The organism is Psychrobacter sp. Ps1 (assembly GCF_022129425.1).
GTDB lineage: Bacteria > Pseudomonadota > Gammaproteobacteria > Pseudomonadales > Moraxellaceae > Psychrobacter.
Genome location: NZ_JADQAN010000025.1, coordinates 1 through 21554 on the forward strand (window position 1 = coordinate 1; position 21554 = coordinate 21554).

Genomic DNA, 21554 nt, shown 5'->3' on the forward strand with positions numbered 1-21554 from the left:
AAAGGTTTTTTCACCAGACAAATCCGTGAAATCTGTCGGCATCATGCGCATCTGATTCCACATTTTGCGCTTGTCATAGGCGGCTTCTAAATCTGTTGCGGCAATATCAGACAATAGTTTTTTGAAATCTGGTAGATGATAATTATCAAAGTCAGCGCGCTGTTTAAGTAGCTTCAAGAGATTGTGTGGATCGCGATGAGTCCAATCACTCAGCACGATCACATGGTCTTCTTCGATAGGATGACGCTCACGGCCTTTTGGTTCAATGACAATAGCACCGAGCATACCGGTTTGCTCTTGAAAGCCACTGTGTGAGTGATACCAATAGGTACCTGATTGTTTAAGTTTGAATTTATAGGTAAAGGTGCTATTTGCAGGAATACCATCGAAACTGATACCTGGTACGCCATCCATCTCAAAAGGTACGAGCAAGCCATGCCAATGAATAGAGGTCGACTCATTCATCTGATTATGAACACGAATGGTTACTGTATCGCCTTCTTGCATCTTTAGCGTTGGTGCTGGTAGCGAGTCATTAATCAGCGTCGCCATACTCGACTTGCCATTAACAGTAACGAGCTTCTTGCTGACATACAGATCAAACTCATTCCCAGTTAGGATAGGTACGATATGGTCAGATTTATCACTGTTGACGGCTACATTCTGCTGGCCTTTACCGAGCGCACTATTGGCAATAGACGGTAGGGTGGACAGCATGGATGCCCCTAACAAGGTAGAAGATCCTGTCAAAAAACGCCTGCGGTTAAGCATAGTTTTGTTCATAATTATTCACCTGATTTATGTCCATAAAGTGAGAGTTGAGTCTGTATTTATCAGCTAAGCCTATGTCTTTGGCCGCTTATTAATAGAGCTGGATAAGCTATTTAAACGACAACCAAGCTAGATTTGCTGCTGCGGTGTGTCAATAGTTGCATAAATAGCTGTTGAGCCATCTTTGTTAAGCTGCATCACTTTATATGGCATAAATTTATCTTGGTATTCCATACCTGGGCTACCGACTGGCATGCTCGGTACAGCAAGTCCGATCGCATCACTTGGCGGGTTTTTTAGGAACTGCGCCATATACTTAGCAGGGACATGACCTTCGAATACGTAGCCATCAGTAGTGACGGTGGTATGGCAAGAGCGCATTTGCTGCGGTACACTGTATCGCTCTTTAAACAAGGACACGTCTTCGACATTCTGTGCAGTTGCGTTTAAACCATGACCTTCGGCATAACCGACCCATTCTTTGCAGCAGCCACAATTGGCATCTTTATAGACGGTGGCTGAGATATTTTTTAGGATAGTTGATTGGGTATCTGAAGGAGCACTGACTGGCATTATTTCAGCTGTTGGTTGCTCCGTGTGCGTAGCAACAGTTGGCTCAGTCGCTGGTGTTGAGTCAGCAGCAGCGGAGTTAGGTTGACTACAAGCGGCAATCGTTAACGATAACGGCAATACCACGATCGCCGAGAGCACACGGCCAGATATCAGATTATGTTCATTAATAAATCTATTAGTATAGCGTCTCATAAAACCACTCCCGAGCGTCTGTCTGACGATTAAATATTATAAAAATTAGAGCCACATCACTGGATAAAATAGCACTGGACAAAATAGTGCTAGCAAAGCTTAAAACTCAAATCGCAAAAAGCAGCACTATTGAGCACTGCATTTTGTACAAAAAATCAATGTTGCATGCCGGATCCATCACCTGACATATCCATCTCACCATCAAATGACATATCCAACATACTATCGTCTAACCGAGTCGTTAGCATGGTGTACTGGTTTTCATTTAAGTCAGGTAACGATCTAATAAAAGCAACCATCGCCCATATTCTGTCATCATCGTGAGTAGCGCCCCAAGCGGGCATGCCAGACGCCATAATGCCATGTTTAATCGCCCAAAAGCTTTGTCTGGCACCAGCCTCGTTTTGATAGCGCTTAACGATATCCGCCTCAGTAAAGTTAGGAGGCTTTGGGTACATACCGCTATTTAAATCTGTGCTGTTGACGCCAGGAGACAAATGACAGCCAGCACACATATCTTTGTAATCTGCACCGCCCGAGCTGATCATTTCCGCCTTTTTTAAATTGGGAACCAAAATATTCTTACTGGCATGTTCAATTGAGCGTGTGCGGGCAGTTTCTAAAAAATCGTAAACCAGCGGACTATGAGCTCGATCAGCACCGATATTTATCATGCCACTAGTCACCACCATAAAAATGCCCACAATAGCGACAAAGACAGTAAACAGTATTCCTAGTAAAAACTTCATAGGTTTGTCCTAAAAATCCATTTTATTTAATATCCCATTACTGCTTGATCAGCTTCTCTGACAATATAGTCAAGTCTATATAAATCCGCTACAGCGTCATCCTCGCTAAGCATATTAATGTATAACTTGCACTCGGTTTCCTTGTATCGAAATTATATTGAACTGACTATAGTATTGAACTTATAAATTGATATTTACGAATCGCTATCGCTGCTCACACAGTGCTTTTGGTACATCGCTTTCATTTTGCTCATGTTGGTCATCATGGCTTTCATAGCAGGATCATTCATATCCATTTTGCTATGATCCATTTTTTGCATCATCTGCATATGCTTTTGCATTTTCTCACAGTTCATTTGGTCTTTTTCAGCATGCATTTTTGGGTCGTGCGCCAACGCAGAGGTTGAAACAACTAAGGCTATAGCAGTTGCTACGATTAATTTAGACAGTGGCATTGATTTGAGCAGTGGCATTGGTTTGAATAGTGACATGGTAAATCCTTATTTGATTTGGTATGTAGTCGAAAAGACTTTAAGATATTAAGTTACTTTAAAGCATACTTTAGTGATTCTGACAGAGAGATGACGGTAGGATTACAATTCTGTCATCTTGAGAGTTTTTGATGTTCAAAGTGGGGTTATGCTTTACTATGCTAGGTAAGCGTGAAAGGTATATGGAAAGCTATTATGAAAGTACTGCTGGTAGAAGATGAGTTAAAGCTCGGCGAGTATATAAAAAAAGGCTTAACCGAAGCTGGGTTTATCGTGGATCATCAGCTAACAGGATTAGATGGCTATCATGCATTGATGACGGAAGAGTTTAGCGTGATATTGATGGATGTGATGCTACCTGATGTTAGTGGTTTTGAGCTGGTGCGTAATTACCGAGCGGCTGGCAAGCATACACCTGTGTTATTTCTAACCGCAAAAGATGACTTGAGTGACAAGATAAAAGGGATTGAGATTGGTGGTGATGATTATTTGACCAAACCTTTTGCCTTTGCAGAATTGATCGTCAGGATGAAAAGCTTATTACGACGTGCCAATCAAGCCGACTATCAAAGTACGATTATGCAAATAGCGGATCTCAAGATGGATATTGGCAAGCGCACGGTGCATAGAGGAGATAAGCCTATTAAGCTCACGGCAAAAGAGTTTTCCTTACTACAGTTTTTATTAGAGCGCCGCGGTGAAGTGCTTCCACGCTCAATCATCGCCTCCCAAGTATGGGATATGAACTTTGAAAATGATACCAATGTGATTGATGTGGCGATAAGGCGTCTTCGTATAAAAATAGACGATGATCATGACGCAAAGCTGATTCATACGGTGCGCGGGATGGGCTATCGGTTGGAAGCTGTCGATACAGCGCTTGATAGCAAACCATCTCACGAAGCTGGCAATGTCTAATATGAAATATAGGTTTGATAATCGGCGTTTACCACTATTATGGCGTACTGTGCTATTGCTCACAATATTTGTTGTTATATCGCAGGTTATTATTTATATATGGATACAGCGTTCTGTTAAAGGCCATTTCGAGCAAATGGACGCTGAAATTATGACTCATGCGGCTTTTAATCTACGTAAGCGAGTGGTAGAACCTAGTAGCCCTATAACTTCCCAAACCCTACCTAGCTCTCAAAATCTATTGAATAATCAACAGTCGCTAAGAGCGGCACCTGACGTAATGCCTGATGGAGATACTTCTACCGCAGTGATATCAGATGAAGTTGATCATCAGCATTCTTCTTGGCTAGATTACGATCTAAAAACCATTATCGCTAATAAAGAAGGGCAGATACTGTCTAGTACCCCCAATAACTTTGCTCAAGAGCTAGGAGCAGGGTTTAATCTGTCATCACTGAAACAAGATAATGATAAGCAACAGTTTGTGACGAATATCAACAGCCGATACTATCGAGCAATGGTCATTGAAGATGACAAAAGGCTCGCGCTTATCGCACTGCCTATAGATGTGCATCATCAGTATTTATTACAGTTCAATCGTCAGCTTAGTATGATTTTGTTCGCGATTACCTTGTTGCTTGTCTCAGTAGCGGCGTTGGGTGTGTACTGGGGTTTTGCCCCTTTGGCGACCATCGTCCAAAAAATGAAAACAATGAATCCTGACAGATTGGATGATAGAGTCACGGTCAGCGATATGCCGTTAGAGCTGCGACCACTAGCAGAATCTTACAATTCGATGATGGCCAAGCTTGAAAGTAACTTTGAATCATTGTCACGGTTTTCAGACAATATCGCCCATGAGCTGCGCACTCCAATAGCGACACTCAGCACGCAAACGCAAGTCATGTTAAATAAACCGAGAGCTGGTGATGAATACATTGAGCAGCTACATCATCAGCATGACACGTTAGAGCAGCTGTCGGCCATGATAAACAACATGCTGCTGCTGGCAAAAACCCAAAAAGGATTGAGTGACTCGCAAATCAGTCACGTGGATACGGACAGTTTAATCACCAAGCTCGTTGATTACTACGAAATGATTGCAGAAGACCGAGGTATCGCTATTGAAACCAAAGGTGAGTTTAGCGCTGTCTTAGGGGATAAAAGTTTATTACAAAGGCTCTTTGCTAACCTGATATCGAATGCGGTTTATTATGCTGCTCAAGATAGCGTTATAACCATTAGTGCAGATAGAGTAATCTCAGATGAGATAGTGGGCACAACGATAACCAGTTTTCAGCAATCAAAACAAGCTATTTTACGAATGACCATCACCAACCAATTAGATGAGCCGTTGACACAAAGTGAGGCAGATAAGTTGTTTGAGCGCTTTTATCGACATCACAAAACAATAGATCGCCATACAGGAACAGGTTTGGGTCTATCTATCGTACAGTCTATCGTTGGGGCGCATAACGGTAACGTCAGTATTACTATAAAGGACGATGATTGCTTTCAAGTGAGTGTCGAGTTATTGGCGGAGGTTTAATCTTTTAGTAGGGCGTGTCCTCATTTTAAAAATGGTGATAAAAATGAGATAAATCGCAGTCAAACAAGGAAAATAGCGCAGATAATATCGAGATATTAGTCAGCTATTTGACACCGTTTGGCAAGATTTAGCCATTTTTAACTCATTTAGATGACTATCGATTGAATTGAGGACACGCCCTAGTCAACGATAGATATTCAATCTGAATAGATAAATTTGATAGATGGTTGCCTTGAAAACGAGCTGGTAATGACCAAGTAAATGTATATCTAATGCCCCATACAAAGTTAGAGATTATTAAAAGCTAGAAATTATTAAAAGGCAATAGGTAAAATAGTAAGTCGATAACGAACATAATACTTAAAACACAATCATAAAAATCAATTAGGGGATGACTATGCATATCACAGCTAATTTTGATGCAGGCAACATTGACATTATTAATGCAGACAACAAAAAAGACATTCAATTAGCGATTCGTCCAGATGTTGGCGGCGAGTTTTTTCAGTGGTTTAACTTTCGTTTGTCAGGTCAAATAGGGGAGCAGTATGTTCTCAATATTCTGAATGCAGGAGAGGCGTCTTATCTAGAAGGGTGGGAGAACTACCAAGCGGTGGCTTCTTATGATCGTCAGCATTGGTTCCGTCTGCCAACGTCTTATAAAGATGGCAAATTGACCATCGTGGCAGAGTTAGAATGTGAAACCATTCAAATTGCGTACTTTGCCCCTTACAGCTATGAGCGTCATCAAGATTTGTTGGCCGCAGTGCAAGTGGATCCGCTAGTGACGTTAGAGCATCTAGGCGAAACGCTTGATAAACGTGACTTGACCCTAGTCAAAATTGGTGACGGAGATGCTAGTAAGCGCAATATATGGATTACTGCTCGTCAGCATCCAGGTGAGACGATGGCTGAATGGCTGATCGAGGGTTTGTTGTATAGCTTGTTAGATAGTGATAATGCGACTGGCAAACAGTTATTAGACAAGGCAAACTTTTATATTGTCCCTAATATGAACCCTGATGGCAGTGTACGTGGACACTTGCGTACTAACGCTGCCGGAACCAACCTAAACCGTGAATGGCAAAGTCCAAGCTTAGACAAAAGCCCTGAAGTATTTCATGTGATTAATAAAATGGAAGCGACAGGCGTAGATCTATTTTATGATGTGCATGGCGATGAAGCATTGCCGTACGTATTCCTCGCTGGTTCACAAGGGACGCCAAGCTACAGTGACCGTCTTGCTGGACTACGTGATAAGTTTTCAGACGTATTAAAGTTAGCCAGTGCTGATTTTCAGTCTGAGATTGGCTATGAGATCGATGCACCAGGTGCTGCCAATATGACCGTTGCCACCAATTGGGTAGCAGAGCGTTTTGATTGTCTTGCTAATACGTTAGAGATGCCATTTAAAGACAATGATAATCTGCCCGATGAAGAGATGGGTTGGTCACCCGAGCGTTCTATCAAGTTAGGGGAAGCATCACTGGTAGCAATGCTAGCTGTGGTGGATGACTTACGATAACTATAGAAAAAAAGCTGCAGAAAATAAAAAGCTGCTAATGATGGCCGAGTGTTTTAGTAGTCATCGTTAGCAGCTTTTTTTTATTTTCATCTTCACATTCGCCAATAGCAGTCCTGATAAGATCAACATCATGGCCAGCATTTTCCACCACGTCACTACTTCTCCTGTGAGTAGTAGTGAGGTCACCATACCGAATACGGGCACCAATAGCGCAAACGGCATAACCTTGGAGGCGGTATTTTGACTGAGTAAGTGTGCCCACAGGCCAAAGCCAATTAAGGTTGAGATATAGACGATAAACCCAAGTGAGAGCCAAGACTTGAGCGATGCTTCAGTAAACGTCTCCAGCTGCCATGCATCAGTCTCAAATGTAAGAGAAGATATCGTTAACATCACGCAAGCAATGAGACCGCCCCAGACGACCAGCGCTAGCGCAGACAGAGCAGAGGCTTTATTTTTTCCAGTGCTAGATGTAGCAACAGATACCCTTGTTACTTGCTGCGTCTCTTGTAGGGTAGCTTTTTCTGAGGCCTGTTTTGATGCTTGCTTGGAGGCTTGCTTGGATGCAATATTACCAAAGCTCCAACCGATGGCCGCAATCAAAATACAGATGAACCCTGCCAAAGGCATATCACCGCCAAGGTTTAGCGCAATCACGCTAAGTCCTAGCACACCGACCAACATACCGACGATTTGCATACGGCTGACGGCTTCACCCAATATAAAGTATGCTAGCAATACCGTGATAAAAATCTGAATTTGTAGCAGTAGTGCCGTCAGCCCTGGGGATGAACCCAGATGCATCGCTGTAAAGACAAAGGCGTACTGCATGACAAATGTACCAATGGCATAAATAAACAGGGTACGGTTGAATTTAGGCGGCTTTAGAAACAAAACCAGAGGCACAGCAGTAAAGAAAAAACGCAGGGCGGTAAGCATCAATGGCGGAAAGCTCTCAAGACCCCACGCAATAAAAGTAAAATTTACGCCCCAGATAAAGGTAACCAGTATAGCCAATGCAGTATATATAGGGGACATATGAGCTATCCTAGAGAAATAGTATCCGTTGTCGGGAGTGGTTATATTTAATTGTGTTCAGCTTATGTTTGGCTGATATTTAGGCTTAGAATTATAGTCGAAAGGTCAATATATAATAAGAAGGTACTAGCACTATAGTCGATTCAATTTAAAAGTAGTACAAGGCAACCGAGTGTAGATGTACATGTGATACTTCAAGCGAGGTTAACGCTGTAATACTTTTATAGTGGAATGACTATATAAGTCTCTGATTGGTCAGTCTAACGATTGAGCCAATACCTCGAAAACTTTTGAATGACTCATCTGTGCCACATTGAACCGCATAAAGTTCTCAGCATTGTCCGATTGGCTAAAAACATTGCCCGGTGCCAATACCACACCCTGTGATAAACAGCGATTGGCCAATTCGGTCGCATTATTATTCTTAGGTAATCGGCACCATAGGAACATACCTGCTTGTGGGAGCAGCCACGGTACGATGCCTAATTTAGCCAATCGTGGTAGCGTATGAGTACGTGCGCTTGCCAGCCGAGTATGGATATCATTCATATGCTTACGGTAGCCGCTATCAGTCAACGCTGAGAACACAACCGCCGCTGCTAACTGACTGCCACCAAAGCCAGTCGCTATCTTTAAATCTACCAAGCTCTCGACCCATTCTGTAGGCGCTGCGATATAACCACAGCGTAGGGATGCGGATAACGTTTTAGAAAAACTGCCGATATAGAATACTCGTGACAACCCATCCAAAGCCGCCAATCTCGCCGCAGGCTTGACTTCAAAATCTGCAAAAATATCGTCTTCTATAATGTACAAGCCAGCCGCCTGAGCCAATTGTAATACACGGTATGCCGTAGCAGGTGATAACGTTGCACCAGTAGGATTGTGAATGGCAGCATTGGTGATGTACAGGCGCGGCTTATGCTCATCTAAAATCGCTGCAAAGGCCTCTACATCTGGCCCGTTTGGCGTATAAGGGACGCCAACTACTTTGACCCGATGGGCAAGCAGCTGTGCTCGAAAGTTAAAATAACAAGGATCATCGACGACAACCGTATCACCCGGCGTCAGTAAGAATCGAAAAATCAAATCTATCGCCTGAGTGCCTGAATCTGTCAATATTACCTGTGACGGTTCTGCATTGATACTTAATCCTGACATACGCCGTGTGAGTAATTGACGCAATGCTAACAGCCCTAGTGGCGTTGCATACTCACTGATAATAGACGCGTCAGCCTTTGCTACATTTCGCAGACCACGACGTATACCTGCCTCAAATAGCCAGTCCGCTGGCAACCACCCACAGCCTGGCTTTAGCGCACCATCGGGTGGCTCCAGCGACTGCCGTGATACCCACAATGGATCTATCACTCGATCAATTTTTGGTGCTATATCTGTCAATGATAGCGGTGCTGTTGTCTCTGCCACATAGAACCCTGCACCAGGCCGAGAGTAAATAAAGCCCTCAGTTTGCAGTCGCTCATAGGCTTCAACCACGGTAGATGGCGAGAACCCATACTCGTTGGCAGTGGCACGGACGGAGGGTAGTCGCGACTCTGGCATGTAGGTAACGGTCGCTATTTTCTCTTTTACGTCAGCCATGACAACTTCGATGCGTGTTAGCTTCTTATTCATATTTTTTACAATTTTTGGTAAGGCGAATTTTGTGAAGGTTTTATCTTAAGGTTATAGCTAGGACAATATATGGGTAGGATATCCGAACTGTATGGGTTTTATAGTCCAAACAGTTCTGTCTAATTGTACTGAATTGTATATAGATAACCTACTGTGCTTTTGTTTTAATTATTGAACGTAAACGATGTGGAGGTAGGTGTCATTCTACTGTGAATCACACTAACCTCAGTCAATTCAGCGATTATTATTCAACAAGCAGCGATATATGACCACTAAAAAATATAATAAATATCTGGCCTTTGCCTTATGCGTGATAACGACAAGTGTCAATATCCAAGGCCCACTTTATGCCGTCTATGCACACAATGATGGCTATGGTGTACTAGCAACTACGATAGCGTTTTCCTTTTATGTATTAGGCGTCATACCTGTATTATTAGCTTTCGGTGGGTTGTCGGATCGGATCGGACGACGTAAGGTGATTTTAATCTCTTTGGCACTATCGGTAGCAGCAACGGCTCTTATGTTGTTTTATCCGTACACGCGAGCGCTAGCATTAGCGCGATTCATACTGGGTGTGGGAACAGCTCTAATGGCTGCGACGGCGACTGCCTATATGATTGAGCTGCTCGGCTCAACAGATACGATGCGTGCGACAGCGTGGGTGACGGCCAGTACAACGATAGGTTTTGGTCTTGGCCCTGTATTGACGACAGTTTCTTTGATGTTTTATGAAACCGATCAGCCAGCCAGTTTTTTCTTACTGCTAGCGAGTGGGCTGTTCGCTATGTTTTTGTTATATCAATTACCAGAGACAGCACCTAAACGCACTAATTTGCCCACCTCTATGCTACGGCTACCTTATTTTAACCGTGAGGTCATCTGGTATGGCAGCGGTATTTTGATTTGTTGGGCGACGACAGGGTTGGTATTGTCAGTTATTCCCTCAGTACTGGCCACATATGGCCTCGCTAAATATGCAGGGATATCCTCTATGTTAGCCATCAGTTGTGGATTGATCGTTCAGCCAATCGCCCGAAAGCTTGACCCTCAAGTTTCAAGCAAGCTTGGTCTTCTGATCTTACTACCAGCTTATGCTTTATTGGCTTGGGGGATGTTGAATGCCAATCTACCAGTCATTCTTTTGGCGGCATTTTTGGCCAGTACTAGTTGCTATGGCTTTGTCTATTTAGGCGGTATGTTAGGAGTCGCAAAATCTGCTGGAAATGAGCAGGCACGTGCAAGTGCAGGCTATTTTTTGATGGCATATATAGGGCTTAGTGTACCCGTCATCTTTACTGGTTTGATTGTGGATCGGTATGGTGCTGCTACTGCGTTCTACGCCTTTGGTGTGTTTTCATTAGTTGGTGTGATTGTCTTGTTTGCTAGCCAGCCTATGTTGAAAATCGGACGTCATTCGAACGCCAGTTTGCATAGCGTGACTTAGAATAAAATTGATAGTACAGTTTTCTATTCATTGTCTTTTCAATTTTTCATGGTTAGGTTACTTTTCCATTTTGTTATATGAATTGTTTTAGTTTATTTGTTATATCTGGCAGGCATGAGCGGTTCTTTGATGTCATTCATAAAGCTCATGTATCTGAATATCTACTACTGCCCAATCCATTCCTTCAAAATCTGGATTATCTTTATGTCTAGTACTATCGGTAGGTAGAGGAATGGCTTCGCCATCTTCTATTAATCCTTTTAGATGGAGCATAATCGCTTCTTTAGCATTATTAAAGATATCTGCACGTTCATCGCTGGCTGAATAGCAACCCACTATGTCTGGGATAAGTATGCCATAAGCTGTTGTTTCATTACTTGGCGCAATTGCTATGGGATACTGCATTTAACATTCCTCATGAAGTTTGAACCTAAGTATAACTGCAAATTGTTTAGATAATGCTCTACATAACCCCTTAAATATAACTCACTTTCAAAATTATATTGAAAGTGTTTTAGGTGATGACTACTGTTTGAAGCACAACACTTTCATTACAATGGACGCTATCACGACGGATAAAATAGAACAGGTATCCAAAACTGAAACAATAATTCAAACAATAAGGGCGGTTTATGACTCTGAATACCACTAAAACAATTTTAATTACTGGCAGCACAGATGGCATTGGCAAATTGGCAGCGCTAAAACTGGCAGAAGCTGGGCACCAAGTGTACTTGCATGGCCGCGATGCTGACAAACTTGCTAGCGTCATTGCAGAGGTTCAAGCAGTCGCGACAGGCGCAGCAGTAGATAATATTGATGGGTTTGTGGCTGATTTTTCTGATTTAACGGATGTGCTAAAGATGGCAGCAGACGTCAATGAAAAACTGCCCAAGCTTGATGTGCTCATAAATAACGCAGGGATTTATACCACGGCATCAGCATTGACTAAAGACGGTCTGGATGTACGCTTCGTAGTCAATTATCTAGCGCCTTATGAGCTGACCAATGCTTTATTACCTTTGCTCAAGCAGTCTGATAAAGCGCGTATCGTGAACTTAAGCTCAGCTGCGCAAGCGTCAATATCTTATCAAGCATTTTCAGGCCAGACCCGCCTTGATGATAAGGATGCTTATGCCCAAAGTAAGCTGGCACTCACGATGTGGAGTATGGCATTAGCTGGCACCGTCGCTAGCAACGATATCAATGTCATCGCCGTCAACCCAGGCTCGCTGCTGAACACAAAAATGGTCGATGAGGCTTATGGTCAATATTGGTCATCAGCAGACAAAGGCGCAAACATCCTAACCGAGTTGGCCATCTCGGATGAGTTCGCTGATGATACTGGTAAATACTTTGATAACGATATAAAAGATGGCGCACATGGCGATGCAAAAGGGGCGTTTGGTCGACCACATGCTGATGCTTTAAACCAAGCAGCCATTGCAGAGCTTGAGCAGCAGACTCAGACAGTATTACAGTCAATTTTTGCATAACATGCATAAGACTTACATTTAGCAGTATTAATAAATTTCAAAAAATTGAAGCATTACTAACTACATTCTCAAAAATTTTACTATTAGAAACTTTCTCATTAAAAACAGGATACAATATTATGCAAACTATCAAAGCCATTGGTTATCAAAACAATCTACCTATCGATAATGAACAGTCGTTACAAGATATTACCCTTGATAAGCCAGTTGCTTCAGGCCACGATATTCTCGTAGAAGTGAAAGCCATATCAGTCAATCCAGTAGATTACAAAATTCGTGAAGGACGACCTGCCGCAGAGGGTGAGTATGCTGTGATTGGTTGGGATGCTGCCGGTACTGTGACGGCTGTCGGTGAAGACGTCAGTTTATTCTCAGTAGGCGACAACGTCTATTATGCTGGAGATTTGACCCGTTCAGGCAGCAATGCTGAATATCAGTTGGTCGATGAGCGTATCGTTGGACACATGCCAGCCTCTTTATCTTTCGCTGAGGCAGCAGCATTACCACTGACGACGATTACAGCTTGGGAGATGTTATTTGATCGTTTGCAAGTGCCTGTCTCTGATAGCGCAGCGAATGACAGCAATAGTAGCGAGGATGCTAATAACGTCTCAGTATTGGTCATTGGCGCAGCGGGCGGTGTTGGATCTATCTTAACTCAGTTATTAAAGACAAGAACGTCTGCCACGATTATTGGTACGGCTTCAAGAGATGAGAGCGTGCAGTGGCTCAAAGATTTGGGTGCTGATCATGTTATCAATCACCGCAACCCATTGTCTGATGAACTACAAAAAATAGGTATTGCTGAAGTAGATTACGTGGTGAGTCTCAATAACACTGAAGATCATTATGAAGAAATCATTAAATGCTTAAAGCCGCAAGGTAAGCTTGGACTGATTGATGATCCAAAATCACTAGATGCCAACCCGCTTAAAACCAAAAGCTTAAGCCTGCATTGGGAGTTTATGTTTGCACGCTCAATGTTCAGTACGCCAGACATGATTGAACAGCATCATTTATTAAATGCAGTGGCAAAATTGATTGATGCAGGCGAGATCAAAACCACGGTCGCTCACAATCTTGGGGCTATCACCGCTGAACATCTACGTAGTGCGCACCAAATGCTAGAAAAACAGCAAGCGCATGGCAAGATTGTATTAGAAGGCTGGTCTGCATAACGCATAACGCCATTTAGATTAATAGGTCCAATGTGACGCTTTTAGCAGACACGTTGGACCTATTTAAATCAATGATAATAATAAACATAGGATAAATAGATGAGCACGCAAGCAAACAAACCACTTACCATCATCGCCACTATCAAAGCCAAACCTGAGCACGTTGAACAAGTCAAAACTGAGCTACTTAAACTGACAGCAGCATCACAAGATGATCAAGGTTGTATCCAATATGACTTGCATCAAGAAAATGCAAATAGTAACGGTTTCGTTGTTTATGAGATTTGGGAAAACAACGAGTGTCTTCAGCAACATGTACAAAGCCCGCATTTCCAAAATTATGTACAAGTAACAGATGGGATGGTCGATGAGTTTGTCGTCACTGAAATGACAGTTATCTCATAGGTTTGATCTATATTCTGCTGCTGACGATAAAATAAATGGTTGAAAGTCATGACTGATAAGATTGACTTTTATACTTCAAAACAGCGTTTATTGATTTATACGCTATTTATTTGCTATTGATCGATGATTATTCTTGAGCAACGTTCAAAACGATTTTACCGATATGTTTCTTTTCTAAGAAAACCGCTTGAGCAGTATGTATCTCTTTTAATGGAAAGGTACACGCCACGATTGGATTTATTTTACGTTGTTCGATACAGTTAACGAGGTTTTGGAATACTTCAGGCTGTAGTACGGAACAGCCGTAAAAGGTTAAGTCTTTTAAATAAAGTGTTCTGATATCTAGCTCCAGTTATTCATAAACCGCTACTATATTAAATACGCACCTCATCATTACCGATCCATTTGGGTCCTATCTCAACCTCAATATCACGTGCAGTAATGGGCTCAGCGCACTTGGAGCATACTGTCACAGGATGCATAATGTGACCACATGCCTTGTGTCTATGCAACAGTGGTGCCCCGCGTTCATCAGCCATGTATTTATCACCCCAACTGACCAATGCCAGTACGACAGAGTGCAAATCTAATCCGCACTCTGTCAGTCTATATTCCTCACGTAGCGGCCGCTGCTGATAGGCGACTTTTTTTAAAATATCGTATTCAACCAGTTTGCGAAGACGGTTAGATAGGACATGGCGTGTAATGCCTAAGCGTTGCTCAAATACGTCGAATCGCCTGACTCCCAAAAAACAATCACGTAAAATCATGAGCGTCCAACGATCACCAATGACTGCTAAAGTGCGAGCCACCGAGCAAGACTGTTGGTCCAGTTCATCCCAGCGCATAGGTTATCTCCTTTATCTTTAAGCTATAGGTTAGCTTGACAGGGTCCAAAAATAAAGCTATGTTTTTGTTAGTTCTAAAAAGGAACCTATAAGGAAATAGACATGAACAGAGCACCCGTAGCAGTTGTAATCGGCGCAGGCGATGCCACTGGCAGTGCTGTTGCCAGACGTTTTGCGCGAGAAGGTTTTACTTTGTGCGTGACCAGAAGGACTGTTGAGAAGCTAGAGGCATTAGTCAGTGATATCGAAGCGGCTGGAGGAGTAGTCAAGCCATTTGGTTGTGATGCACGTGTCGAGCAAGAGATGGTTGAGCTATTTACTCATATTGAAAAAGACATTGGCCCGATTGAAGTCGTGGTGTTTAACATCGGGGCAAACGTTCATTTCTCTATCTTAGATACGACAGAAAGGGTCTATCGAAAAGTATGGGAGATGGGTGCTTTGGCGGGGTTTTTGACAGGTAGAGAAGCGGCAAAAGCCATGATTCCACGTGAGAGGGGGACAATTATTTTTACGGGTGCAACAGCGTCTTTACGCGGTAGTAAAGGTTTTTCAGCTTTTGCTAGTGCTAAGTTTGCTCTGCGGGCACTGGCACAAAGCATGGCGCGAGAGTTGGGGCCAAAGGGCATCCATGTCGCACACCCTATCATTGACGGCGCCATTGATACTGATTTTATTCGTGACAACTTTCCTGAGCGCTATGAGCTAAAAGACCAAGACGGTATTTTAAATCCAGAACATATCGCTGAGCAGTATTGGCAGTTGCACTGTCAGCCAAGGGATAGCTGGACGCATGAGCTGGATTTACGCCCATGGATGGAAACTTTTTAATCTTATCTGGTTAATAACCGTCAAAATTTTAATGGATTTTTAATATATTGCAAGGAATGCAAAGATGAGTAAACAAGTAGAGTTTTTCTTTGATGTGGGTAGCCCAGCCAGTTATTTGGCATGGACACAGTTAGCGAGTATCGCGCAGCGTCACAATGCCGAGATTGTTTGGCGACCTATGTTACTTGGCGCAGTGTTTCAAGCCGTTGGTAACACCTCACCAGCTGCCGTACCTGCTAAAGGCGCTTATATGCTCAAAGACCTGAAGCGTTTTTCAGCCATCTATGACGTGCCTTTTTGCTTCAATCCATTTTTCCCAGTCAATACGATGCAGCTTATGCGCGGTGTTACCGCTTATTTGGGGACACCTAAATTTGAGAGTTATTTATCCGCTATCTTCAATGCGCTATGGGCTGAAAAGTTAAATATGGAATCACCAGAAGTTGTGGCTGAAGTTCTGTCGAAAGTAGGCATTGAGGCGACTGATTTTAAGGTACGTATTAGTGAGCCTGAGGTTAAAGCGCGTTTAAAATCTAGTACCGAAGAAGCAGTAGCACGAGGCGTATTTGGGGCACCAAGTTTCTTCGTAAATGGTGAGATGTTTTTTGGTCAAGACCGGTTGAGCTTTGTTGAAGATGCTTTGAGAGACTGAGAATAGTAAGTCATAGGATATATAGATTGCACTGTACTAGCTCAACGATAGTCCATTGGCTTTCAATCCACCAGACATCAGCCGTGATAAGTAACCGTGATTTTTCTTCACTGTGGTTTCTCCAGAAAACAACCTTGCCACTCAGTTTAATGACTAAGCTCTATGGTGACATTAAGACAAGTCTATATAGTGATAGTTTTGCTTAGACTGCTCTAGTTCCTCTAAATCTATATCTACTGTTACTATATCTGGCGACGAACCAAGTTTTTTGATGATTCGTCCCGTAGGAGAGACGATTAGGCTCTCTCCTACAAACTGACCGCCATGACCGACGCCGACACCATTGCAGGTAATCACAAAACATTGGTTCTCTATAGCCCGAGCTTGAGTCAATACATAGTGGTTATTTGCATAGGGAGACATATTGCCGTTTGGCATAAATATGATCTGTGCGCCTTTTTTTGCCAGTGCTCTTGAGCCTTCTGGAAACTCTAGCTCAAAACAAATCTGAGCACCGCAAACCACATCATTAATGCTAACCACTGACAAGTCTTCTCCGCTCGTAAATACCCCAACATCATCAAGCCAAAGCTTTGACTTTCTGTGTTTATGAATGATTTTGCCGTTTTTTATAAAAGAACATGCGTTATAGAAAAGTTGATCCTGTTTGTCAATATGTCCAATAATGATGGTTGAATCTGTATTTTTGCTTGCTTCCAATATGCTGTGAAAGTGCTCTGTTGATTGATGATACAACGCTTCAATATTGTTTAGCGTCGGAAAGCCAGTCAAAGCAAGTTCTGGAAAAATCATAAAGCCATCGCAGGCTTGATGATCATGGATTGATTTTAATATCGCAGCAGCATTTACCGATACTTGATAATCGGTAATATCCATTTGATTGAGGACTATTTGCATAGGTCTTGCTCTTTATCGTAGGGGGTTGATACTTTCACAGTGCTTATTGGTCGCAATTATAGGTAATATTCGTTAATGACGGTCTTTAGAAACGCTTATTTAAAATGCTATTTAAAACACTTTTAAAGACATTGTGACTCTAACCAACGACTCAATTTAATGATGTCTGGTTGATTTGACTTTAAGTCATTATAAAAGAAATAGAAACTGTCGCCAGTGAGTAATTCATGCATTGGGATTTTGACAAGATTTTGCTGATGTGTTTGTTCTAGCATCATATAGTTGTCGGTAAGCGTAATACCTAAGTTATAACGTGCAGCCTGTGCGGCAAGCAGTACATGGCTAAATTGATTAATCTTTACCTCGCTTGGCAGCTCAAACCCGCCTGCTTTACACCATTTTAGCCAATCATTAGCCGTACCTTCACTTTTGTCAGAATATTTTACGGACAGTATAGGGTGTTGCCATAACGCCTCAGGCAATGGCTGATCCTTTATTTCCGCCCAAAGCTTTTGGCCACAGACAGGAAATAGCTTCTCAGCGAATAAAAGCTTGCTGACTACATTGCGTTTCGGTGGATTGACGGTAATAAAGCAATCCGAACATTGCTCATTATAGTCGTCTTGGTCTGTCACCATATTTAAGGTCAGCTCAATCTCTGGGTGCTGTTCGCGGAAGTTTTCTAACCGAGGAATCAACCAATTGACAGCCACTGAACTATACAGCGCTAGGCGAATATGGCCAGGCTTATCATGGCGAATGGCCTGACTGGTATTGGATAGAGTAGTCAGCGATTGATTTACTTCTGTGAAATAGCGAGCACCTATATCTGTTAAAGAAAGGGTTCGGCCCTGCCTATAAAATAGCGCTTCACCAAGATACTCTTCAAGCATTCGAACCTGATGACTCACGGCACTTTGCGTCACGTTGAGGCTTTCTGCTGCCTTAGAAAAACTATTAAGCCTTGCTACAGATTCAAAGCATTGTATGGCACGTAATGGAGGAAGTTTCATTATGAGTTCAACTAATACTAAACGTTTTTATATCATTATACGTCATGAGTATACGCGAATATACTATTTATCTGACCATTAGATTAAATGGCTTAATTTAAAATTTTATGTATTTTGAGATAGGTATAAGCATGATAATGCCGAAGATGAGTGTTGGATTTGCAATGATACTGTTGGTTGCAGGAAACATGATTGCAGTCCTTTCAGATGCGCTGATAAAAGAGTTGCCAGATGGCGCAGCGGTCTATCAGTTTGTGCTATTGCGTCAGCTAACAGCTGTCTTGATGCTGCTACCGTTTTGTTTATTCAACCAAAAAGCCAAGCTACTTAGTAACGTAAAATGGCATTTTGTACGTGGGCATATTTGGTTGTTTGGCGCGGTATTCATGGTGTTGTCTATCCAAGCGTTACCGCTGGCAACGGTGAATGCGATTTTTTATACTGCACCTTTACTGATGTTGCCGTTAGGGTTCCTGTTTTATAAAGACAGACTTACAGCACCAAGCATCATTGTGGCAATACTAGGCTTCATAGGCATTCTTGTCGTGGTAAAACCAACACAAATTAATATGGGTGCTATATTTGCGTTGATCGTGGCCTTAACCATGGCGACAAACAATCTATTGGTTCGTAAATTGCCTTCGAATCATACCGTTGCACAAACACTGTTTTTGACCAATTTAGTCGGAATACCGTTGGGGCTTGGTTTGGCTATTTGGGAAAATGCCCCTTTGAGTTGGTACGCGCTATGGATAGCAGCAGGCTCGAATTTGTTTATTTTGATCTATGCGGGTATCTGCGTACTGGTCTACCGAGCGGTTGAAGCACATAAAATATCTAGTGCAGAATATACCGGTCTGTTAGGAGCAGTGGTTATCGGCATCGTATGGTTTGATGAAATACCAGATATCAGTCTTTTGATAGGTTCGGCTCTGATTGTCTTACCTTTGATTTGGCTCGCCACGCTTGAGTCCATTAAATATAAAAGAACAGCCTTATAGCGTTTTGAAACATAGAGAGCGGATAAAGAAAGCGTCATAATATTAGCATGACTTTATGTCATGAATTCGTGTGTTTAAATCGTTTTTTCATACTCATTTTTTGTGGCAAATTACTATAGACACAACCATTCAGGCAAGGCTCTAGTCTTCAAGGGCGCTCTTGTTTGTTGAAGTTATTACTATGAGGTAGGCCAAATAATGAGCAATATAACCACATTCTCAGTCACATCTTCAAATCGAAAAATCGACCTTTCACGGCGTCGAGGTGGCGCGTTTAAAGCTGATGGCTCTCTGAACGATAATGACCGTGTCGAGATAGGTCCAACAGATCTTGCATTCAATGAGTGGGCTGAGCTAGGGTTGACACCTCCTAACCTTACACGAATGCGCGAATATCGCCTCCAAAGAATCGTAAAAGAACTACAGAAAAGAGATCTTGGCGGCATCTTATTGTTTGATCCTCTTAATATTCGATATGCGACTGACTCCACAAATATGCAGGTATGGGTAACCCATAATCACTCTAGAGCCTGTTTTGTATCGGCATCAGGCCATCTTATTTTATGGGATTTTCACAATTGTGAGCACTTATCAGCACACCTTCCTTTGATCAAAGAAGTCAGAGGAGGCGCTTCTTTCTTCTACTTTGAAACCGGTGATAGAACTGACGAACATGCCTCTAGGTTTGCTTCAGAAATTCAATCTATTTTACGGGAGCATGCTGGAGACAATAAAAGATTGGCTATCGATAAAATTGAAATTGCTGGTTTCAATAAGATAAAACAGTTAGGAATCGATGTTTTTGATGGTCAGGAAGTGATGGAGTTTGCTCGATCTATTAAGAACGAAGATGAAATTAATGCCATGCGATGTTCAATTGCCTCAACAGAGGTTGCGATGAAGTGCATGCAAGAAGCAACAGTACCCGGTATCACTGAGAATGACATATGGTCTATTCTTCATGCGGAAAATATTCGTCGAGGTGGTGAGTGGATAGAATGTCGAATTCTTTCTTCAAGGCCTAGAACCAATCCTTGGTTTCAAGAAAGTGGCCCTCGAATTGTGAAGGAAGGTGAGTTACTTGCATTCGATACAGATCTGATTGGCCCTTATGGAATGTGTGCGGACTTGTCTCGAACTTGGATGATTGGAGAGAGCTTGCCAAGTGCAGAGCAAAAGCATCTCTATCAGGTAGCTTATGAACATATCCAACACAACATGACTATATTAAAACCAGGAATGACATTTGAAGAGGTGACAAAATCTGGTTTATTGCTTCCTGAAGAATATAGAGCGCAAAGATATGGTGTGATGATGCATGGCGTTGGTCTTTGTGATGAATACCCGTCTATTCGTTACCCCGAAGACCTTGAATGCCATGGCTATAGTGGTGTACTGGAGCCGGGTATGACCCTCTGCGTTGAAGCGTATGTAGGTCGAGTTGGTGGTAAAAATGGTGTCAAACTTGAAGATCAAATCATTATTACAGACACTGGGTTTGAAAACCTTACTAACTATCCTTTCGAAGCCGCTTTATTGGCTAATTAAAGATAGTTTATTGGTTGTCTGAATATTGTCTCAGAGCTTTTGGATTATGCTTGTTTGAATATCATTGATGGTCATCTATAAAAGCTTGTTAAGATAAAGATTTGACATAGGTATAGTGCATTATTTGCGAGTTTAGGTGATTGGCATACTGATCAACACGCTGATAGCCATTATTATCGTAGTATTGATAAGTACATAAAGTGTCTGTATGTAATGCATACGTGTCTGCGCCCTGTGCGATGAGATAAATCTCAAATGCTTGAATCAATGTCGCTCCAATACGGTGGCGACGATAGTTTGGGTCCACACAGAAGAACTGCAGCTCGCTATCAAAATTGACTGTCTTTCGTTTCGCACCAGTCGTTTCTTTTTTCTGTAAATCACTTAATACCTGTCGACCTTGATCAGATAGACGCAGCTTGTTTTCTATCTGATCAATAATGGGCTTATCATCGAATGATAAAGCTTTATGTGGATCTTGTCTAGTGATCCCTATCACCACACCACAAATGATGTCATCATATTCTGCAACTTGTATAAAAGTAGCGCGATGACAGTCTTTCGCAAGAAATAGGGTAGCCAGTTGCTTTAGAACCTGCTTATCTGTTGCAGTAGTAAATACACTCAAATTCATATTGACGATAAAAAGCTCAACAATGGCTGCAAAGTCTTCAGGCGTAGCACGACGATACTGTATTGTCATAAGTTGCTCTCTTTTATCATTAAAAGTACTGGCGTACGCTGATTGACCCGGCATACGCCAGCACTTTGACACT

The 21554-nt window shown here is 42.3% G+C and carries 22 protein-coding genes; 11 read left to right on the forward strand and 11 right to left on the reverse strand.

Annotated features, from left to right (window positions below; translation table 11 throughout):
* The 4 genes from I3249_RS11535 to I3249_RS11550 form a co-directional block, all read right to left on the reverse strand.
* Positions 1–783: multicopper oxidase domain-containing protein (locus I3249_RS11535; protein WP_238070058.1), on the reverse strand; the 783-nt coding region annotated here is incomplete at its 3' end.
* A 117-nt stretch (positions 784–900) separates the two neighbouring features.
* A complete protein-coding gene (locus I3249_RS11540) occupies positions 901–1536 on the reverse strand; it encodes a DUF411 domain-containing protein (protein ID WP_238070059.1) in 636 nt (211 codons plus the stop codon).
* Positions 1537–1691: 155 nt separating this feature from the next.
* Positions 1692–2285, reverse strand: a complete 594-nt coding sequence (locus I3249_RS11545; protein ID WP_238070060.1) for a cytochrome c — start codon at positions 2283–2285, stop codon at positions 1692–1694.
* 194 nt (positions 2286–2479) lie between these two features.
* On the reverse strand, positions 2480–2758 hold the full coding sequence (locus I3249_RS11550) for a hypothetical protein (protein ID WP_238070092.1): 279 nt from the start codon (positions 2756–2758) through the stop codon (positions 2480–2482).
* A gap of 213 nt (positions 2759–2971) precedes the next feature.
* Between I3249_RS11550 and I3249_RS11555 the strand changes: the two genes are divergently transcribed.
* The 3 genes from I3249_RS11555 to I3249_RS11565 all read left to right on the forward strand — a co-directional run bounded on the left by I3249_RS11555 (position 2972) and on the right by I3249_RS11565 (position 6768).
* On the forward strand, positions 2972–3694 hold the full coding sequence (locus tag I3249_RS11555; RefSeq protein WP_057760064.1) for a heavy metal response regulator transcription factor: 723 nt from the start codon (positions 2972–2974) through the stop codon (positions 3692–3694).
* 136 nt (positions 3695–3830) lie between these two features.
* The gene (locus I3249_RS11560) at positions 3831–5243 is read left to right on the forward strand and encodes an ATP-binding protein (protein ID WP_238070061.1); all 1413 of its coding nucleotides are present in this window, start codon (positions 3831–3833) and stop codon (positions 5241–5243) included.
* Between the two features lie 397 nt (positions 5244–5640).
* Positions 5641–6768 carry a M14-type cytosolic carboxypeptidase gene (locus tag I3249_RS11565; RefSeq protein WP_238070062.1) on the forward strand — a complete coding sequence of 376 codons (1128 nt, stop codon included), beginning with the start codon at positions 5641–5643 and terminating at the stop codon, positions 6766–6768.
* Positions 6769–6834: 66 nt separating this feature from the next.
* On the opposite strand, the gene I3249_RS11570 is transcribed toward I3249_RS11565, so the two are convergent.
* Both I3249_RS11570 and I3249_RS11575 read right to left on the reverse strand, forming a co-directional pair.
* Complete coding sequence (locus tag I3249_RS11570) at positions 6835–7806, reverse strand: EamA family transporter (RefSeq protein WP_238070063.1); 972 nt, start codon at positions 7804–7806, stop codon at positions 6835–6837.
* Between the two features lie 255 nt (positions 7807–8061).
* Positions 8062–9441: a PLP-dependent aminotransferase family protein gene (locus I3249_RS11575; protein WP_238070064.1), complete on the reverse strand. Its 1380-nt coding sequence runs from the start codon at positions 9439–9441 to the stop codon at positions 8062–8064.
* A 265-nt stretch (positions 9442–9706) separates the two neighbouring features.
* Here I3249_RS11575 and I3249_RS11580 point away from each other — a divergent pair, with 265 nt between their 5' ends.
* A complete protein-coding gene (locus I3249_RS11580; protein WP_238070065.1) occupies positions 9707–10888 on the forward strand; it encodes an MFS transporter in 1182 nt (393 codons plus the stop codon).
* 132 nt (positions 10889–11020) lie between these two features.
* On the opposite strand, the gene I3249_RS11585 is transcribed toward I3249_RS11580, so the two are convergent.
* Positions 11021–11293 carry a type II toxin-antitoxin system HicB family antitoxin gene (locus tag I3249_RS11585; RefSeq protein WP_238070066.1) on the reverse strand — a complete coding sequence of 91 codons (273 nt, stop codon included), beginning with the start codon at positions 11291–11293 and terminating at the stop codon, positions 11021–11023.
* A gap of 227 nt (positions 11294–11520) precedes the next feature.
* Here I3249_RS11585 and I3249_RS11590 point away from each other — a divergent pair, with 227 nt between their 5' ends.
* The 3 genes from I3249_RS11590 to I3249_RS11600 all read left to right on the forward strand — a co-directional run bounded on the left by I3249_RS11590 (position 11521) and on the right by I3249_RS11600 (position 13967).
* Positions 11521–12384: an SDR family NAD(P)-dependent oxidoreductase gene (locus I3249_RS11590; RefSeq protein WP_238070067.1), complete on the forward strand. Its 864-nt coding sequence runs from the start codon at positions 11521–11523 to the stop codon at positions 12382–12384.
* Between the two features lie 128 nt (positions 12385–12512).
* Positions 12513–13562 carry a zinc-binding alcohol dehydrogenase family protein gene (locus tag I3249_RS11595; protein WP_238070093.1) on the forward strand — a complete coding sequence of 350 codons (1050 nt, stop codon included), beginning with the start codon at positions 12513–12515 and terminating at the stop codon, positions 13560–13562.
* A 99-nt stretch (positions 13563–13661) separates the two neighbouring features.
* Positions 13662–13967 (forward strand): putative quinol monooxygenase, encoded by a 306-nt coding sequence (locus I3249_RS11600; RefSeq protein WP_238070068.1) that lies wholly within the window; start codon positions 13662–13664, stop codon positions 13965–13967.
* 374 nt (positions 13968–14341) lie between these two features.
* Here I3249_RS11600 and I3249_RS11605 read toward each other — a convergent pair whose 3' ends face one another.
* Complete coding sequence (locus tag I3249_RS11605) at positions 14342–14815, reverse strand: helix-turn-helix domain-containing protein (protein ID WP_238070069.1); 474 nt, start codon at positions 14813–14815, stop codon at positions 14342–14344.
* Between the two features lie 102 nt (positions 14816–14917).
* Here I3249_RS11605 and I3249_RS11610 point away from each other — a divergent pair, with 102 nt between their 5' ends.
* Both I3249_RS11610 and I3249_RS11615 read left to right on the forward strand, forming a co-directional pair.
* Positions 14918–15646, forward strand: coding sequence for an SDR family oxidoreductase (locus I3249_RS11610; protein ID WP_238070070.1), 729 nt, complete (start codon positions 14918–14920; stop codon positions 15644–15646).
* 64 nt (positions 15647–15710) lie between these two features.
* Positions 15711–16298: a 2-hydroxychromene-2-carboxylate isomerase gene (locus I3249_RS11615; protein WP_238070071.1), complete on the forward strand. Its 588-nt coding sequence runs from the start codon at positions 15711–15713 to the stop codon at positions 16296–16298.
* Positions 16299–16469: 171 nt separating this feature from the next.
* Here I3249_RS11615 and I3249_RS11620 read toward each other — a convergent pair whose 3' ends face one another.
* Together I3249_RS11620 and I3249_RS11625 are read right to left on the reverse strand one after the other, a co-directional pair.
* Positions 16470–17216: a carbon-nitrogen hydrolase family protein gene (locus I3249_RS11620; protein ID WP_238070072.1), complete on the reverse strand. Its 747-nt coding sequence runs from the start codon at positions 17214–17216 to the stop codon at positions 16470–16472.
* Between the two features lie 122 nt (positions 17217–17338).
* A complete protein-coding gene (locus I3249_RS11625; RefSeq protein ID WP_179799388.1) occupies positions 17339–18229 on the reverse strand; it encodes a LysR substrate-binding domain-containing protein in 891 nt (296 codons plus the stop codon).
* 131 nt (positions 18230–18360) lie between these two features.
* Between I3249_RS11625 and I3249_RS11630 the strand changes: the two genes are divergently transcribed.
* Together I3249_RS11630 and dddP are read left to right on the forward strand one after the other, a co-directional pair.
* The gene (locus I3249_RS11630; protein ID WP_238070073.1) at positions 18361–19230 is read left to right on the forward strand and encodes a DMT family transporter; all 870 of its coding nucleotides are present in this window, start codon (positions 18361–18363) and stop codon (positions 19228–19230) included.
* A 198-nt stretch (positions 19231–19428) separates the two neighbouring features.
* Positions 19429–20778, forward strand: coding sequence for a dimethylsulfonioproprionate lyase DddP (gene dddP, locus I3249_RS11635; RefSeq protein WP_238070074.1), 1350 nt, complete (start codon positions 19429–19431; stop codon positions 20776–20778).
* A gap of 88 nt (positions 20779–20866) precedes the next feature.
* Here dddP and I3249_RS11640 read toward each other — a convergent pair whose 3' ends face one another.
* The gene (locus I3249_RS11640; protein ID WP_238070075.1) at positions 20867–21481 is read right to left on the reverse strand and encodes a GNAT family N-acetyltransferase; all 615 of its coding nucleotides are present in this window, start codon (positions 21479–21481) and stop codon (positions 20867–20869) included.
* Positions 21482–21554: the final 73 nt, after the last annotated feature.

Excerpts from the sequence above, each read along its gene's own strand:
- I3249_RS11620 (WP_238070072.1), bottom strand. The coding sequence starts at position 17,216 with ATGCAAATAGTCCTCAATCAAATGGATATTACCGATTATCAAGTATCG.
- I3249_RS11560 (WP_238070061.1), top strand. The coding sequence starts at position 3,831 with ATGGACGCTGAAATTATGACTCATGCGGCTTTTAATCTACGTAAGCGA.
- I3249_RS11590 (WP_238070067.1), top strand. The coding sequence starts at position 11,521 with ATGACTCTGAATACCACTAAAACAATTTTAATTACTGGCAGCACAGAT.
- I3249_RS11570 (WP_238070063.1), bottom strand. The coding sequence starts at position 7,806 with ATGTCCCCTATATATACTGCATTGGCTATACTGGTTACCTTTATCTGG.
- I3249_RS11615 (WP_238070071.1), top strand. The coding sequence starts at position 15,711 with ATGAGTAAACAAGTAGAGTTTTTCTTTGATGTGGGTAGCCCAGCCAGT.
- I3249_RS11580 (WP_238070065.1), top strand. The coding sequence starts at position 9,707 with ATGACCACTAAAAAATATAATAAATATCTGGCCTTTGCCTTATGCGTG.
- I3249_RS11640 (WP_238070075.1), bottom strand. The coding sequence starts at position 21,481 with ATGACAATACAGTATCGTCGTGCTACGCCTGAAGACTTTGCAGCCATT.
- I3249_RS11585 (WP_238070066.1), bottom strand. The coding sequence starts at position 11,293 with ATGCAGTATCCCATAGCAATTGCGCCAAGTAATGAAACAACAGCTTAT.
- I3249_RS11605 (WP_238070069.1), bottom strand. The coding sequence starts at position 14,815 with ATGCGCTGGGATGAACTGGACCAACAGTCTTGCTCGGTGGCTCGCACT.
- I3249_RS11545 (WP_238070060.1), bottom strand. The coding sequence starts at position 2,285 with ATGAAGTTTTTACTAGGAATACTGTTTACTGTCTTTGTCGCTATTGTG.
- I3249_RS11625 (WP_179799388.1), bottom strand. The coding sequence starts at position 18,229 with ATGAAACTTCCTCCATTACGTGCCATACAATGCTTTGAATCTGTAGCA.
- I3249_RS11600 (WP_238070068.1), top strand. The coding sequence starts at position 13,662 with ATGAGCACGCAAGCAAACAAACCACTTACCATCATCGCCACTATCAAA.
- I3249_RS11565 (WP_238070062.1), top strand. The coding sequence starts at position 5,641 with ATGCATATCACAGCTAATTTTGATGCAGGCAACATTGACATTATTAAT.
- I3249_RS11540 (WP_238070059.1), bottom strand. The coding sequence starts at position 1,536 with ATGAGACGCTATACTAATAGATTTATTAATGAACATAATCTGATATCT.
- dddP (WP_238070074.1), top strand. The coding sequence starts at position 19,429 with ATGAGCAATATAACCACATTCTCAGTCACATCTTCAAATCGAAAAATC.
- I3249_RS11610 (WP_238070070.1), top strand. The coding sequence starts at position 14,918 with ATGAACAGAGCACCCGTAGCAGTTGTAATCGGCGCAGGCGATGCCACT.
- I3249_RS11555 (WP_057760064.1), top strand. The coding sequence starts at position 2,972 with ATGAAAGTACTGCTGGTAGAAGATGAGTTAAAGCTCGGCGAGTATATA.
- I3249_RS11575 (WP_238070064.1), bottom strand. The coding sequence starts at position 9,441 with ATGAATAAGAAGCTAACACGCATCGAAGTTGTCATGGCTGACGTAAAA.
- I3249_RS11550 (WP_238070092.1), bottom strand. The coding sequence starts at position 2,758 with ATGCCACTGCTCAAATCAATGCCACTGTCTAAATTAATCGTAGCAACT.
- I3249_RS11630 (WP_238070073.1), top strand. The coding sequence starts at position 18,361 with ATGATAATGCCGAAGATGAGTGTTGGATTTGCAATGATACTGTTGGTT.